Here is a 15,409-nt window from a genome sequence, read left to right on the forward strand (position 1 = left end):
GATAGACTTGCAGGGCAGTCAGCCTTCGGTTTTTTGGCCGACTATCGTGCGGATTGGCGTGTTTGTCAAAACACCGCCCCGGGTGTCACGACTGCCAGCGCCCTCCGAAATCCTCGGGCACCAGCAGATTGTGACGGCCGAGATCGCGCACGGACTTCTCGCCGCAAAGCGCCATGGTGGTGTCCAGTTCCTTGTGGATGACGTCCAGTGCCGCGGTCACGCCCTTTTGCCCCATCGCCCCCAGGCCATAGACGAAGGCGCGGCCGATATAGGTTCCCTTCGCACCCAGAGCCAAAGCCTTGAGCACGTCCTGGCCCGAGCGGATGCCGCTGTCCAGATGCACCTCGATATCCCCACCGACCGCATCCATGATCTCGGGCAGCATGCGGATCGAACTCAGCGCGCCGTCCAGTTGCCGGCCGCCGTGGTTCGACACGACGATGGCATCCGCGCCCAGCTTGGCCGCCATCCGGGCGTCTTCGGCGTCCAGAATCCCCTTGAGGATCACCTTGCCGCCCCACTGTTCCATCAGCTTCTCGACCTTGCCCCAGTCGAGGCTCGGGTCGAACTGCTCGGCTGTCCAGGCCCCAAGCGACGAGGCATCGGATATCCCCTGCACATGCCCCACGATATTTCCGAATTCGCGCCGCTTGGCGCCCAGCATCTCGATCCCCCAGGCCCATTTGGTCATCAGGTTGGCGATGGTCCGGGCGGTGAGCTTGGGGGGCGCCGAAAGCCCGTTCTTCAGATCCTTGTGTCGCTGGCCGAGAATCTGCAGATCCAGCGTGATCACCAGGGCGGAACATCCCGCATCCTTGGCCCGCTGGATCAGGCGGCGGACGTAATCCTCGTCCTTCATCGTGTAGAGCTGAAACCAGAAGGGTTTGGAGGTGTATTCGGCCACGTCTTCGATCGAGTTGATCGACATGGTCGACAGGGTGAACGGAACCCCGAATTCCTCGGCCGCCTTTGCAGCCTTCATCTCGCCGTCCGCGTGCTGCATCCCGGTCAGGCCCACCGGGGCCAGCGCCACCGGCATCGCCACGTCCTCGCCGATCATCTGCGAGGCGGTCGAGCGGCCGGACATGTCCACCGCCACGCGCTGACGCAGGCGGATTCTTTCGAAATCCGAACTGTTCTCGCGAAAGGTCTGTTCGCTCCAACTGCCGCTTTCCGCATAGTCGAAAAACATGCGCGGCACACGGCGTTCATAGATGCGCTTGAGGTCGTCGATATTGGTGATGACAGGCATTTGCGGGCGGCTCCGGAGTTTTGGTTAGATTTGTTTACCAATTGTGGTTTGATTTGACAATCCGACATTCCGGCCTGCGGCATCTTGTTTGATGCGACATCGTACTATATAGTACCATATCGTATCAATGGAGATGAACATGACCTTGAGCCGAAGAAAATCCCTCGCCCTGATCGGCGGCGGCGTGATCCTTGCCGCCGGAGGGGCGACGACCGCCTTTGTCACCACGCGAACGCCGGACGCCGCGCTGCGGCCCTGGGCCGTGGCGGGTCAGTACGACGATCCGCGCAAGCGCGCCCTGAGCTATGCGATCCTCGCGCCCAACCCCCACAACCGCCAGCCCTGGCTGGTCGATCTGGGAACCCAGGATCAGGTCGCGCTGCATGTCGATACCCGGCGTCTGTTGCCCCACACCGACCCGCACAGCAGGCAGATCATGATCGGTTTGGGCTGTTTTCTGGAGCAGTTGGCCATCGCCGCGGCGCAGGACGGCTGGGCGGTTCGGTTCGAGCTGTTTCCACAGGGCCAGCCCGGCGCGGCGCTGGACGCGCGTCCCGTGGCGGTGGCCAGGTTCGAACCCGGCGACCGAGGCGCGGAACAGGCGCTCTTCGATCAGATCCTGCATCGCCGGTCGCTCAAGGAACCTTTCGACACGGGCAAGCCCGTCGCAACCGAAACTCTGCGCCACCTGGAAAGCGCCGTCCTGCATGGCAGCCATGTTGCCTCGTCCAACACCGCGGCGGATGTGGAGGCGCTGCGAGATCTCACCGCCAGAGCCTTCGAAATCGAGTTCGAAACCCCGCGCACCTACAAGGAAAGCGTCGATCTGTTCCGGATCGGCAAGGCCGAAGTCAACGCCAATCCGGACGGAATAGACTTCTCGGGGCCGATGTGGGACGCGCTGCGGCTTGCGGGGCTGTTCAGCCGCGAGGCGGCGATGGACCGGGACGGAATGAGCTTTCGGTCCGGCCTCGACATGGTGCGCGATACCGCCCGCACCGGCATGGCCTATGTCTGGCTGACCACCGACGAGAACACCCGCGCCGATCAGGTCGCCGCTGGCCGGGATTGGGTCCGGCTCAACCTCGCCGCCACCGCGCTCGGTCTGGGCGTCCAGCCGATGAGTCAGGCGTTGCAGGAGTTTCCCGAAATGGCCGGCCCCTATCGCGAGGCGCATCAGAGGCTGGCGCCGAATGGCGGAACCGTGCAAATGTTGGGCAGGTTGGGATACGGCCCCGAGGTTCCGCAGAGCCCGCGCTGGCCGCTAGAGAACAAGGTACTGACAGGTTGAACACTCCAGACGGGTCACTGTGGCTGTTTCAGGTCTTCAACGAAATCGGGATCATCGAACAGCTCAGCCGGACGATACTGGAAAAGCACCTTCCCAAAGGGCTGATCGCGCCGCATTTCGGGGTTCTGAACCATCTGACCCGCCTCGGGGACGGGCGCACGCCGGTGGAAATGGCGCGCGCCTTTCAGGTGCCCAAGACCTCGATGACCAACACGCTCGCCGGTCTCGAAAAGCGCGGATATGTCGAGATGCGCCCCAATCCCAAGGACGGACGCTCGAAACAGGTCTGGCTGACGCCAAAGGGGCGCGACCTGCGTGAGCGGACCGTGGCCGCGATGAAACCCGAGTTCGAAAGGCTCGCCGCCGAATTCGACATCTCGCGGCTGGCCGAGATCCTGCCGGTCCTGACCGAATTGCGGATCTACCTGGACGAAAGCCGGAGTGCCGACCCCGGCCGTTAGGCGGAATGCGCCCCGTCGGCCAGCGACCGGACGAAATCCAGCACTTCGGCCACGGGCCTGCCGCTGCCGATCTGGCTGACGATGGCAGATCCGACCACTGCGCCATCCGCGACGCTTGCGATGGCGCGCGACTTTTCCGGCGTGTTTATGCCAAAGCCCACGATCACTGGCAGATCGGTCGCCGCCTTGATCCGGGCCACTTCCGGCCCGACCTCGCCGGCCTGTGCCTCGGCCGCGCCGGTGATCCCGGTGATCGAGACATAATAGACGAAGCCGGAGGTGTTCTGCAGCACGCGCGGCAGCCGGTGATCGTCGGTCGTGGGCGTGGCGAGGCGGATGAAATTCAGCCCGGCCGCCTGCGCAGGCAGGCAAAGTTCCTCGTCCTCTTCCGGCGGCAGATCGACGACGATCAGCCCGTCGATCCCGGCCGCCTTGGCCTTGTCCAGAAAGTTCTCGACCCCGCAGTTGTAGATCGGATTGTAGTACCCCATCAGGACGATCGGCGTCGTATCGTCGGTTTCGCGGAACCGACGCGCCAGTTCCAGCGTCCTGTCCAGCGTCATTCCGCCTTCGAGCGCGCGCTGACCCGCGGCCTGGATGGTCGGCCCATCCGCCATCGGGTCGGTGAAGGGCAGGCCCAGTTCGATCACATCGACCCCGGCGCCCGGCAGGCCCTTGACCAGGTCCAGCGAGGTTTCATAGTCCGGATCGCCCGCCATCACGTAAGCGACAAAGGCTTTCTTTCCCTCGGCCTTCAGGGAAGCGAACTTGGTGTCGATACGGGTCATCGGGCGTCCTTGCATTCGGGTTTCGACCCGATGTGCAGAAACTTTGCCCGAAAATCAATCCCGCCGCGACCGGACCCACTCAGAAAGCCTTGTGGAACCGGATCAGCGCGGCATTGACGCCGGGATTGAAGTCGTTGGTGCTGGCGTTCGACTTGTGGGTGATGGCCAGCGACAACCGATTGCCATTGTCGAACCGGTAGCCCGCCGCAAACAGACTTCGAATCTGAAACTCGCCGCCCAGATCGTTCAACTGGTCCGCCTCCGAAAAGAACCCGGGCATCACGCTGACTTCCACAAACCACGGGTTGGCAAAGTCATAGATCCCGTAAACACCCACGCCGACATGCACATCGCCCTTTTCGTCCACCGAGACCGCACCGCCCAGGCCCGCGCTGAAATGCGTCGCCTGATGAAACGGTCTGTGCTGGTACTCCAGCGCGATCATGCCCTGGTCCAGGGACCGGCTGTCGGAAAAATCGGCGTATCCCGCGCCGAAGATCAGGGACTGCGCCTGCACCGAGGTGGCGCCGGCGAGAAGGGCAACAAGGGTGATCAGCGTCTTCATGTTCGTCTGACTCGAATGGTTTTCTTGCAATACGCTAAGTGGTTATCGTACTGCGCGCTGTTCAATGTTCACAAGCGAACATCTTTTGCGCACTGGGTGATGTGTCGAATCGGACTCAGTTCGAATTCCGGTTCCGGCCCGCTTGCGCAATCCGGCCGCCCCGCCTAGAAGCACCCGTCGAATGGCATCAGGAGAGCGTCATGGGCTTCAAGATGGGAATCGTGGGTCTGCCCAATGTGGGCAAGTCGACCCTGTTCAACGCGCTGACCCGAACCGCGGCGGCGCAGGCGGCCAATTTCCCGTTCTGCACGATCGAACCCAATGTCGGCGACGTGGCGGTTCCCGATGACCGGCTGGACAAGCTGGCCGCGATCGCCAAGTCGCGCCAGGTCATCCCGACGCGGATGACCTTCGTGGACATTGCCGGGCTGGTCAAAGGCGCCTCCAAGGGCGAGGGGTTGGGCAACCAGTTCCTGGCCAATATCCGCGAGGTGGACGCGATCGCCCATGTGCTGCGCTGTTTCGAGGATGGCGACGTGACCCACGTCGAAGGCCGCGTCGATCCGGTCGCCGATGCCGAGACCATCGAGACAGAGCTGATGCTGGCCGATCTGGAAAGCATCGAGAAACGCCGCGCCAATCTGGTGCGCAAGCTCAAGGGCAACGACAAGGAAGCGCAGCAGCAAGACCGCCTGCTGGCTGCGGCGCAGGCCATGCTGGAAGACGGCAAGCCGGCGCGCTTGGTCGAGGTTGCCGAGGACGACGCAAAGGCTTGGAAAGGATTGCAACTGTTGACGACCAAGCCGGTTCTATACGTCTGCAACGTGGCCGAGGAAGATGCCGCCGAAGGCAATGCCTATGCGCGGGCGGTCGCGGACATGGCCGCGGCGGAAGGCAATGCGCATGTCATCATCTCGGCCAAGATCGAAGAAGAGATCAGCCTGCTCGAACCGGATGAGGCGGCGATGTTCCTGGTGGAAATGGGGCTCTCGGAGCCGGGGCTGGATCGCCTGATCCGGGCGGGATACGACCTGCTGAGGCTGGAGACCTATTTCACCGTCGGTCCGAAAGAAGCGCGCGCCTGGACCATCCGCAAGGGCACCTCCGCGCCCAGGGCGGCCGGAGTCATTCATGGGGATTTCGAAAAGGGCTTCATCCGCGCCGAAACCATCGCCTATGACGACTACATTGCCTGCAACGGCGAGCAGGGCGCCAAGGAAGCGGGCAAGATGCGCGCCGAAGGCAAGGGCTACATCGTCAAGGATGGCGATGTGATGCACTTCCTCTTCAACACCTGAGGCGCATCACCGCCGGCCGGATTCGAAATTGCGTTCGACCGGGCCGCCATTTTCGATGCGGGTCCGCTTGCTGTAGGAACGGCCAGCCTGCCGTTCGGGCAGATTGGGCCAGTTCGACCACCGGGACTCGGCATCGTTCTGCTTGGTGACGGCGGCGGGTTCCTTCGACTTCTTGCCCTCGCCGGACTCCGCCGAGGCGGTCATCGGCGCCAGGATGGCGAAAACTGCGGTTACGAGGATCGGCCTGAGGTGGAGCATCGCGCCCTCCTGTTCTCGTGGCGTCGTCGGTCAGCCGATTGCGGCATCGGCGGACACAGCCTCTCTCCGGACCGCGCGATTGGCAAATGAACTCGGATCACCCCTCGGTGATCGGTGCGGCCCGCCGAGCGTTCCGCGCGCTTGACGGACCACCCGAACCTGTTGGTATGCTAACGAACAGCCGCATGTCGCCAGGGGAGGGCGCGATGTCAGGAAAGCTTGTCATCAGGAATATCGGCCTGATCCTGTCGGGCAAGATGGAGCACCCCATCCACGATGGCGACTGCCTGATCGCCGTCGATGGCAAGATCGCCGACTGGGGATACGAGGGCGACCTTGACACCGAAGATGCCGACACGCTGGTGGACGCCCACGGCGTGACCCTGGCCCCCGGTCTGATCGACAGTCATGTGCATCCGGTGGTGGGCGACTACACTCCGCGCCAGCAGCAACTTCACTGGATCGACTCGACCCTGCATGGCGGCGTGACGACGTTGATCTCGGCGGGCGAGGTGCACATGCCGGGCCGGCCCAAGGACGTGGTCGGCCTCAAGGCCATGGCGATCGCGGCGCAGCGCTGGTACGAGAATTTCCGCCCCTCCGGGGTCAAGGTCCATGCCGGCGCGCCGGTGATCGAGCACGGCATGGTCGAGCAGGATTTCAAGGAAATGGCCGATGCCGGGGTGAAGCTGCTGGGCGAAGTCGGCCTGGGAACCGTCAAGGATGGCAAGACCGCCAGGCAAATGGTGGAATGGGCGCGCAAATACGGAATGCAGTCCACCATCCACACGGGCGGCCCGTCGATTCCCGGTTCCGGCCTGATCGACGCGGACATGGTTCTGGAAACCGGCACCGACGTGATCGGCCACATCAACGGCGGGCATTCGGCGCTGCCCGACGACCAGATCACCTGCCTGTGCGAAAACTGCACCGCGGGCCTGGAGATCGTCCACAACGGCAACGAGCGCGCCGCCCTGTTGACGCTGAACACCGCGCGCGAGCTTCGGCAGATGGACCGGATCATTCTGGGCACCGACGGCCCCGCCGGATCAGGCGTCCAACCTCTGGGCATCCTGCGCATGGTGGCGATGCTGTCATCGCTGGGCGACGTTCCGGCCGAAATCGCCTTTTGCTTTGCCAATGGCAACACGGCCCGCCAGCGCGAGTTGGACACGGGGCTGATCGAACGCGGCTATTGCGCCGATTTCGTGCTGATGGATCAGGCCCAGCACGCGCCCGGCGCCACGATTCTGGAATCGGTGCAACTGGGCAACCTGCCCGGTGTCGGCATGACCATCATCGACGGGATCGTCCGCTCGGAACGCAGCCGCAACACGCCGCCGGCTACCCGGCTGCCGGAAATCGTGACCTGACTCAGGTGATCTTTCGCAACAGACGGTTCAGGCTGCGCCGTTCCGCCGGAGACAGCGGCGCGAGGGTCTCATCGGTGATCCTGCGGCCGACCTCCTGCATCCGCGCCAGCAGTTCCCGGCCCGCGGGCGACAGGGAAATCAACATGCGGCGCTTGTCCTGCGGGTCCGGCTCGGTCACGGTCAGGCCCTTTTCGCGCAACCGGTCCACCACGCCCTTGATGGTCGCCACATCCATTGCCGCCAGCCGCCCCAGACGGTTCTGCGAGCACTTGCCCTGCTCGGATATGCGCACCAGCGCCGCGAATTGCGTGGCCGTCAGGCCCTGAAGCGTGTGGGCCTGAAAGATCGCGGCATGTCGCTGACTCGCCAGACGCAGCAGATAGCCGACCTGATCGTCCAGAACATATGGCGTGTCGTTTGCGGCCATTGCGTTTCTCGCGTTCCTTTCCTGATCCGTCCCGGCTCAGACCGCCAGATAGGCCTGCGAAATCTCGGGGTCTGCGTCCAGATCGGCAAAACTGCCCTCGTAGCGCATGACGCCTTTTTCGATGATATAGGCCCGGTCGGACACGGCCCGGGCGAAATGCAGATTCTGCTCGCTGAGCAGCACAGAAAGCCCCTCGCGCTTCAGTTCCGCGATCACCCGGGCCATCTGTTCGACGATGACGGGGGCGATCCCCTCGGACGGCTCGTCCAGCAGGACCAGTTTCGGGTTGCCCATCAGGGTGCGCGCGATGGTCAGCATCTGCTGTTCGCCCCCCGACAGTTGCTTGCCCAGGTTGCGGCGGCGTTCGCGCAGGTTGGGAAACAGCTCGAACAGATGTTCGGGCGTCCATTCCGGTGCATCCAGGCGCGGCGGACGGCGGCCGACTTCGAGATTCTCCTCGACCGTCAAATCGCCGAATATGCGCCGTTCCTCGGGGACATAGCCCAGGCCGGCGCGGCAGATGGCGTGCGACGCCTTGCCGAGGATGTCCCGCCCGCCATAGCGCACCCGTCCCGTCGCGTGATGAACCAGGCCCATGATCGATTTGATCGTCGTGGATTTGCCGGCGCCATTGCGGCCCAACAGGGCCACGACCTCGTTCTCCCCGATGCCGAGCGACACCTCGTTCAGGATCTGTGCGCGGCCGTACCAGGCGTTGAGCGCGATCACGTCAAGCATGGGCGCCCTCCGCTCCGAATGCGGTGCCGCCGCCCAGGTAGACCTCCTGCACCAGCGGGTCGGACCGGATTTCCGATCCGGTGCCTTCCGCGATCAGTTTCCCGCGATTGAGAACGAGAATGCGATGCGCATGGGCAAACACCACGTCCATGTCATGTTCGGTGAACACCACGCTGACGCCGCCCCGCGCCACGATCTCGGCCGTCAGCGCCATCAGCGCGATGCGCTCGGACGGGGCCATGCCCGCGGTCGGTTCGTCCATCAGCAACAGCGCCGGCTCATGCGCCAGCGCGATCGCCAGTTCCAGCCGTTTCAGATCGCCATAGGCCAGTTCCGAACACGCGCGCCCTGCCTGATCCTGCATGGCGACAAGCTCCAGCAGGGCCATCGCCTCGTCCACGTAAAGCCGTGCGGCGCGCGAAAACAGGTCGAACACCCGGCGATGGTGCGAGATCAGCGCCATCTGCACGTTTTCCATGACCGTCATCGACAGAAATGTTGCGGTGATCTGAAACGTGCGCCCGACCCCCATTCGCCAGATCCGCCGCGGCGGCCGGCCGATCAACTCCTCGCCGCGCAACCGGACCGAGCCGGCGTCCGGGCGCAGATAGCCGTTCAGCATGTTGAAACAGGTGGTCTTGCCCGCCCCGTTCGGTCCGATGAGCGCCAGAAACTCGGCTTCGTCGAGATCAAACGAAACCTGATCGACGGCGTGGACGCCGCCAAAGCTCTTGGACAGGTCGCGGACTTCCAGAACCCGTGTCACGCGGCACCGCCTTTCACGGCCCGCATCAGGCGCTGCACGCCGCCGGCGATCCCGTCGGGCGCCAGCAACACCACCACCAGGATGATGGCGCCGAAGATGAACCGCCAGTAGTCCAGCCGCGTCACCCAGTCCTCGATCAGCACGAAGGCCGAGGCACCCAGGATCGGTCCCGCCAGCGCATGAATGCCGCCCAGCAGCACCATGATCAGACCGTCGATGCTCTGCGCGATGCCCAGACTGTCGGGAAAGACGCTGCCCTTGGAAAAGGCGAACACCACGCCGGCAAGCCCGGCAAAGGCCCCGGCCACGACAAATCCCATCCATTGATGCAGCTTGATGTCGATGCCGATGGCCTCGGCCCGGGTGCCGCTGTCGCGAATGCCGCGCAGGGTGTAACCAAACGGCGAATGCGCGGCGCGGCGCAGAAACCAGATGCCGCCGATGCAAAGCACGAAGGCAAGATAGAAATAGGCGCGGTCGGAACTGGCCCATTGCGCGGGCCAGACGCCCAGAATGCCGTCATCGCCCCCGGTGAAATCCTGCCACTGAAAGGTGACGCCCCAAAGAATCTGCGCCGCGGCCAGCGTCAGCATGGCCAGATAGACGCCCGAGAGCCGCACGCAGAACCAGCCAAAGAACAACGCCGCGAGGATTGCGCAGACCGGCCCCAGAACCATCGCGGGCAGCATTCCGAGTCCCAAGTATTTCACGGCCATCGCCGCCGCATAGGCGCCGACACCGAAATAGGCGGCATGGCCGAAACTCACCATCCCGCCGATGCCCATCATGAAATGCAGCGAGACGGCAAACAGCGTTGCGACCATGACATCCACCAGCAGGATCGTGGTGAAATCCGAGACAAAGGCGGGGCTGAGCGCCAGCGCCGCCACGGCGGCGGCCAGCACCATGGCCGATTTCCGGTCCAGCAGTCTCAGCGGCTGTTCCGGCTCTTCCGGGGCGCCTTTTTCGCTGCCGGGTTTGCCGAACAGGCCGTGCGGCCGGAAGATCAGGACGATCGCCATCACCACAAAGGGCAGCACGATGGAGATCTGCGGAAAGACCAGAATCGCAAAGGCGTTCAGGACCGAGATCAGGGCCGCCGCCACGAAGGCTCCGGTCACGCTGCCCATGCCTCCGATCACCACGACGACGAAGGCCTCGCCGATGATCGACAGGTCCATCTGCAACGACACCGCCTCGCGCGGGATCTGCAGCGCGCCGCCCAGACCCGCAAGGAAAGACCCCAGCACGAACGCGGCCGAGAACAGCCAGGCCTGATTGACGCCCAACGCTCCGACCATTTCGCGGTCCTGGGTCGCGGCCCGCACCAGGACACCCCAGCGGGTGCGGTGAAACAGCAGCCAGATGGCCAGCAGCACGGCGGGTCCGATGGCGATCAGCGCCAGATCGTACTCCGGTATGGGCTCGCCCAGGATCCGCACCGCCCGGTCGAGGCCCGGAGCGCGCGGCCCCAGCAGATCCTCGGCCCCCCAGATCGCCAGGGTCAGGTCTTGCACGATCAGCACGACGCCAAAGGTGGCGACGAGTTGGAACAGTTCCGGCGCGTGATAGATGCGGCGCAGGATCGTCATCTCGACGACCAGCCCGATCAGCCCGACGACCACCGCGGCCAGAACGACACCGCCCCAGAAGCCCAGGACACTCCCGCTCCAGAGCGTGACCAGCGTGTACGCAAGATAGGCCCCCAGCATGTAGAAGGAGCCGTGGGCGAAGTTCACGATCCGGGTCACGCCAAAGATGATCGACAGACCGGATGCGATCAGGAACAGCGACGAGGCGTTCGCCAGCCCCGTCAGCAATTGCGCCAGATAAAATCCCATGCCGTCCCTGTCCCTGTTGCCGGTGTCGGCGGGGCGTCAGGCGCCCCGCCGGCCTGGGCTCATTCCGCCGGGCGCATTCCGGCGGCTTCTTCCTCGGACGGCAGATAGTCGGCCCCGTCCGCATAGACCCAGTCCACCATGACCGGCTTGCCGTCGACCATGCCGGTCTTGCCGACATAGGCGCCCATGGTCGATTGATGGTCCGCCGCGCGGAAGAAGAACGGCCCGGTCGGGCTGCTTTCGACGGTCAATCCTTCCATCGCGGCCAGCAGCGCGTCGGTGTCGGTCGATCCGGCCTTTTCCAAAGCGGCGGCGATGGCCAGAACCGAGTTGTAGCCCACGATGGACCCGGTCTTGGGCGCTTCGCCGAACTTCGCGACATAGGCATCGGCAAAGGCCTTGTGTTCGTCGGTCTCGATGTCCATGGCCGGATAGCCGGTCACGATCCAGCCCTCGGGCGCTTCTTCGCCCAGCGGGTCAAGGTATTCCGGTTCACCGGTCAGCAGGGACACCACGTCGCGGTCCTCGAACAGAAAGCGCAGCGAGCCTTCACGCACGAATTTGGCCAGATCCCCGCCGAAGGTGACGTTGAAGATCGCGTCGGGCTTGGACGCTTCCAGCGCGCGCACGGTGGATCCGGCGTCGATCTTGAAGACCGGCGGCCATTGTTCCTCGACGAATTCCACGTCCGGTCGCAACTTGGTCAGTTCGCGCTTGAACGCGGCGACCGCATCCTGCCCATAGGCATAGTTCGGCGCGACCGTGGCCCATTTCACCGCGTCCAGCTTGGCGGCCTGCTCGGCCAGCATCGCCGCCTGCATGTGGGTCGAGGGGCGCAGCCGGTAGGTGTATTTGTTGCCCTTGGACCAGACGATGGCATCCGACAGGGGCTCGGACGCGAGGAACAGAACCTCTTTCTGCTTGGCGAAGTCGGACACGGCCAGACCGATATTGGACAGGAAGGTGCCAAAGATCAGCACCGCGCCGTCCTTCGAGATCAGTTCCTCCGCAATCCGGATCGCGGTCGCCGGATCGCCGGTATCGTCGCGGCTGATGACCTCGAGCTGCCGGCCGTTGACGCCGCCCGCCGCGTTGATCTGTTCGACCGCCAGTTCCCATCCCTTCCTGTAGGGTACGGTGAAGGCGGGCAGGCGGGTATAGCTGTTGATCTCGCCCAGAACGATCTTGTCCTGCGCGCTGGCGGGTTGCGGTCCGAACGCGGCCAGCGGCAACGCGGCGAGCGCGCCCAGCACCGTGCGTCTGATCAGGGTCATGTCATGTCCTCCTGTGGATGCTTTGGAATGCGGCCGGTGGGTCCGGCTTCTCGCTGCTTGTGTAAACGCCTGTCCGTTCGCGTCAACTGTCACCGCAGGCCATCCTTTCCTTCGGCCTCCTGCGCGGTCAACCCGCCGACCCGCGGCAGCGGGCGGCCGCTGTCGGTGACGGCGACGGCCACCATGATCTCGTTCGCGCGCGGCGCATCGTTGAGCCGCACTTCGATTCCGTCGAAATGGCTGCGGACATAGGCCGCGTCCTTGTGGCCCAGAGGCACGTCGAGCACCTGTCCGGGGCTGCCCATCTTTTTCGACGACGGTACCAGCGCCGCGCCCTTCTCGACCTCCTTGCGCAGCGGCGCGCCGAGTTTCGGATGCAGGATGGCGGCGGCGTGCTCCAGCTCGCCGTTTTCTCCGACCATGGCGGATTTTCCATAACTTTCAGCCTGTTCCGGCCGAATGCCCAGGGCTTCGACGCAGCGCCGCCCCAAGAGCGCGCCCAGTTCCGCGCCGGTCTCCATCAACTCGGTCAGGTCGTCCACGTAGCGCCCGGCGAAGGGGTTTTCGATCACTGCCACCGCCACGGCCTTGCGGGTGGGCGGAGAGATCTCGCGCCCGGCTTCCCTGTGGGTCTCTTCGACGGTTACGGCGATCTTGCGAATGCGGGTCATCTCAGTCCGTCCTCTCCCTTGATCTGCCAGGCTTCCAGACCGCCCGAGCGGGAATGGATGCGTGGGCCGGTGGTCATGACAAGCGCCAGGGCCAGTTCGTCGGCGCGCGGCGCGTCGGTACAGCCGACTTCCATGCTGTCGAAATGGCTGCGCACGTATGAGGCGTTGACATGGGTGATGGGCACATCAAGACGGGCGCCTAACCCACTGACTTTCTTGGAGGAAGGGACGATGGCGTTGGCCTTGCCCAGAAGCTGCCGCATGGCGTATCCGCCCGGCGCGTGCCAGAGCGCGCCGTGTTCCAGCTCTCCGCCCTCGCCGATCAGGGCGCCCTTGCCGTAGCCTTCGACGTTCTCCGGTCCGCCCAGCATGTCGATCAGGCGTTGCGCCATCTGCAGGCCAAGCGGCTTCAGATCTTCCATAAACCATTGTATATCTTCAACATATTTTCCCGCATAGGGATTGGAAACGACGGCCAGAACCGCGGCGCGGCGCAGCGGCTTGTCCGAGGCCGGGCCGCCTTCGTGGTGGATCTCCTCCAGCGAGGACACGAGTTTTCTCAGCGCGACGTCAGGCATGTTCGGGTACCTCGGGTCGGGGCGGGGCGATGGGGGCGGGCCATCCCGTCTGGCTGGACCGGCCGCGCAGGCTCAGGTGGGCGGCGCGGATTTTGTCGGTTTTGTACATCTCCTCGGCCACCGCCCGTCCGTTTTGTACCGCCTGCCGGACCTCGTTTTCGGTGAGCGGGCCGCAACCGACCGCAACCGGCCGGTCGCCCAGATCGCTGTCGTGCGCCACCTCGCTGGCCGCCGCGCGGCGGATCGCCGGGTGGCCGGGCAGGTCCACCGCGTTGGCGATGAGCGTTGCCGCGACATCCGCCTCGGCGGCGGACCGGGCCAGGACGGTGACGCTGTCGGCGATCCCGAGGCTGAGGCTGCGCCCGCCGAGGCCGGAGGTGGCGAGACCGCCGATCCCGTCCCCGGCGCGGACGGTGATCCGGCCGAAATCCTCGCCGTGCAGGCCGCGCATCGCCATTGAAAAGGTCTGGCCGGGGGACAGGTGGATCGCGATGTCGCCGCCGTTGTTCACATAGGCGCGGCGCAGGTCCGCGTGCCGGCGCATCGCGTCCAGCACCTCGTCCGCCACCGCGCCGGCGACGGCGGCCATGCGGGTGACGAAGACACCGGCATGCGGGCGCACGGCGGCGTCCATGCGGCGGGCCGTGCTGCCGCGCGGTTCCGGCGCGCCCGCCGTCATCGGCGCGCGGAGCAGGGGCAGTTCCTCGACCAGCTCCGCAAGGATCGTGTCGAACCGGGCGCGGGCGGCCCGAAAGGCGCGGTCCCGGTCGCCGTCGGCGCCGATGATCAGGTCGATGGGGCCGTGCTGCAGATGCAGGCGGGTTCCGCAGGGGAGTATGGCGGCGGCCGGTCCCATCCTAGCGCGCCCACCGGAAATGCCGGTGGTCCATCGGGTCGGGCTGCCGTTCCTCGGGCGGCAGCTTGCGGGCGCTGTCCGACAGGACCAGATCGACCGGGCGCACCTCGTTCACGTGGCCGCCGAGCGCGGCATAGTCGCTCATCCGCATGGTGAATTCGATCGGGGCCACCAGCGCCGGGGTCGGCACGTAGCCGAAGGACTGGGTGGGCATGTCCAGCACATCCACCATGACGGTGATGCCGCCGCCGGGCCAGACATAGCATTCGGCGCCGCCGCAGGTGACGAAGGCCAGCGAGTCCTTGACCGATTTCGTCAGCCGCACCGGGTTCTCGGTCACGCCGGCGCGCAGCGATCCGCCCGCGCCGCCCATGAACAGCACCGAACAGACCGAGGGTTCGCAGTTCTCCGCGATCAGATCGGCGGAGGCGCGCAGCACGTCCGGGATGTCGGCGGGTTGCGGCACGAGCGCGTCGTCGAGCTGGTAATAGGCGTATTGTTCGCCGGTGGTGGACACCATCAGCAGGCGCAGGCCGGGCCAGGCCACGTCGGGCTTGAAGTCGTTCAGGATCACCAGCGGGTCGGTGATGTCGGTGCCGCCCCAGCCGGTGCCCGGTTCGGCCACCTGGAAATAGCGGCCGGGGGTCGAGCGGCGGCCCTTGATGCGGATGCCGGTGGGCGGCACGTCGAGCATCCGGCCGGCCTGATGCTCGCTGAGCACGCCGGTGATGTGGTCATCGACCACCACGACCTCGTCCACATGGTCGATCCACTGCTTGGCGAACATGCCGATGGCGGCCGAGCCGCAGCCGACGCGCATCAGCTTTTCCTCGACCCCGTTGATGATGGGGGCCTTGCCCGCCTGCACGACCACGGTGGTTTCATGGCCCGGCTCGCCGATCACCATCTCGACGGCCTCGCGGTTGCAGAGTTTCAGCAGCGCGTCGCAGGTCACGCGGCCCTCTTTCTTTG

Annotated in this window: 16 protein-coding genes and 1 pseudogene; 4 read left to right on the forward strand and 13 right to left on the reverse strand. The window is 65.0% G+C overall.

Annotated features, from left to right (window positions below):
- Positions 1-85: 85 nt before the first annotated feature.
- Positions 86-1,252 (reverse strand): alpha-hydroxy acid oxidase, encoded by a 1,167-nt coding sequence (locus AC2FNJ_RS17835; protein WP_496766128.1) that lies wholly within the window; start codon positions 1,250-1,252, stop codon positions 86-88.
- Between the two features lie 139 nt (positions 1,253-1,391).
- Between AC2FNJ_RS17835 and AC2FNJ_RS17840 the strand changes: the two genes are divergently transcribed.
- Both AC2FNJ_RS17840 and AC2FNJ_RS17845 read left to right on the forward strand, forming a co-directional pair.
- Entirely contained in the window at positions 1,392-2,543 is a 1,152-nt protein-coding gene (locus AC2FNJ_RS17840) for an Acg family FMN-binding oxidoreductase (protein WP_496766129.1), read from the forward strand.
- Positions 2,540-3,004 (forward strand): MarR family winged helix-turn-helix transcriptional regulator, encoded by a 465-nt coding sequence (locus AC2FNJ_RS17845; protein ID WP_496766131.1) that lies wholly within the window; start codon positions 2,540-2,542, stop codon positions 3,002-3,004. Before AC2FNJ_RS17840 ends, AC2FNJ_RS17845 begins: the two co-directional genes overlap by 4 nt.
- Here AC2FNJ_RS17845 and trpA read toward each other — a convergent pair.
- Together trpA and AC2FNJ_RS17855 are read right to left on the reverse strand one after the other, a co-directional pair.
- The gene (gene trpA / locus AC2FNJ_RS17850; protein ID WP_496766133.1) at positions 3,001-3,792 is read right to left on the reverse strand and encodes a tryptophan synthase subunit alpha; all 792 of its coding nucleotides are present in this window, start codon (positions 3,790-3,792) and stop codon (positions 3,001-3,003) included. The genes AC2FNJ_RS17845 and trpA overlap by 4 nt on opposite strands.
- A 79-nt stretch (positions 3,793-3,871) precedes the next feature.
- Positions 3,872-4,357, reverse strand: coding sequence for an acyloxyacyl hydrolase (locus AC2FNJ_RS17855; RefSeq protein ID WP_496766135.1), 486 nt, complete (start codon positions 4,355-4,357; stop codon positions 3,872-3,874).
- 200 nt (positions 4,358-4,557) lie between these two features.
- Here AC2FNJ_RS17855 and ychF point away from each other — a divergent pair, with 200 nt between their 5' ends.
- Positions 4,558-5,655, forward strand: coding sequence for a redox-regulated ATPase YchF (gene ychF, locus AC2FNJ_RS17860; protein WP_496766137.1), 1,098 nt, complete (start codon positions 4,558-4,560; stop codon positions 5,653-5,655).
- Positions 5,656-5,661: 6 nt separating this feature from the next.
- Here ychF and AC2FNJ_RS17865 read toward each other — a convergent pair whose 3' ends face one another.
- The gene (locus AC2FNJ_RS17865) at positions 5,662-5,913 is read right to left on the reverse strand and encodes a hypothetical protein (RefSeq protein WP_496766138.1); all 252 of its coding nucleotides are present in this window, start codon (positions 5,911-5,913) and stop codon (positions 5,662-5,664) included.
- A 206-nt stretch (positions 5,914-6,119) separates the two neighbouring features.
- Here AC2FNJ_RS17865 and AC2FNJ_RS17870 point away from each other — a divergent pair, with 206 nt between their 5' ends.
- A complete protein-coding gene (locus AC2FNJ_RS17870; protein WP_496766140.1) occupies positions 6,120-7,286 on the forward strand; it encodes an amidohydrolase family protein in 1,167 nt (388 codons plus the stop codon).
- 1 nt (position 7,287) lies between these two features.
- Here AC2FNJ_RS17870 and AC2FNJ_RS17875 read toward each other — a convergent pair whose 3' ends face one another.
- The 9 genes and pseudogenes from AC2FNJ_RS17875 to AC2FNJ_RS17915 all read right to left on the reverse strand — a co-directional run.
- Positions 7,288-7,713 (reverse strand): MarR family winged helix-turn-helix transcriptional regulator, encoded by a 426-nt coding sequence (locus AC2FNJ_RS17875; protein WP_496766141.1) that lies wholly within the window; start codon positions 7,711-7,713, stop codon positions 7,288-7,290.
- Positions 7,714-7,749: 36 nt separating this feature from the next.
- Positions 7,750-8,451: an ABC transporter ATP-binding protein gene (locus AC2FNJ_RS17880; RefSeq protein ID WP_496766143.1), complete on the reverse strand. Its 702-nt coding sequence runs from the start codon at positions 8,449-8,451 to the stop codon at positions 7,750-7,752.
- On the reverse strand, positions 8,444-9,217 hold the full coding sequence (locus AC2FNJ_RS17885) for an ABC transporter ATP-binding protein (protein WP_496766145.1): 774 nt from the start codon (positions 9,215-9,217) through the stop codon (positions 8,444-8,446). The genes AC2FNJ_RS17880 and AC2FNJ_RS17885 overlap by 8 nt, the downstream gene beginning before the upstream one ends.
- A complete protein-coding gene (locus tag AC2FNJ_RS17890) occupies positions 9,214-11,058 on the reverse strand; it encodes an ABC transporter permease (protein WP_496766147.1) in 1,845 nt (614 codons plus the stop codon). Before AC2FNJ_RS17890 ends, AC2FNJ_RS17885 begins: the two co-directional genes overlap by 4 nt.
- A 59-nt stretch (positions 11,059-11,117) precedes the next feature.
- Entirely contained in the window at positions 11,118-12,332 is a 1,215-nt protein-coding gene (locus AC2FNJ_RS17895) for an ABC transporter substrate-binding protein (protein ID WP_496766148.1), read from the reverse strand.
- 89 nt (positions 12,333-12,421) lie between these two features.
- The gene (locus AC2FNJ_RS17900; RefSeq protein WP_496766149.1) at positions 12,422-13,003 is read right to left on the reverse strand and encodes an amino acid synthesis family protein; all 582 of its coding nucleotides are present in this window, start codon (positions 13,001-13,003) and stop codon (positions 12,422-12,424) included.
- Positions 13,000-13,581, reverse strand: coding sequence for an amino acid synthesis family protein (locus AC2FNJ_RS17905; RefSeq protein WP_496766151.1), 582 nt, complete (start codon positions 13,579-13,581; stop codon positions 13,000-13,002). The genes AC2FNJ_RS17900 and AC2FNJ_RS17905 overlap by 4 nt, the downstream gene beginning before the upstream one ends.
- On the reverse strand, positions 13,574-14,437 hold the full coding sequence (locus AC2FNJ_RS17910; RefSeq protein ID WP_496766153.1) for a UPF0280 family protein: 864 nt from the start codon (positions 14,435-14,437) through the stop codon (positions 13,574-13,576). The genes AC2FNJ_RS17905 and AC2FNJ_RS17910 overlap by 8 nt, the downstream gene beginning before the upstream one ends.
- Before the next feature lies 1 nt (position 14,438).
- A pseudogene (locus AC2FNJ_RS17915) lies at positions 14,439-15,409 on the reverse strand (6-hydroxynicotinate reductase); the annotation flags it as partial.

It is taken from the genome of Ruegeria sp. BHSB196, from assembly GCF_059613135.1.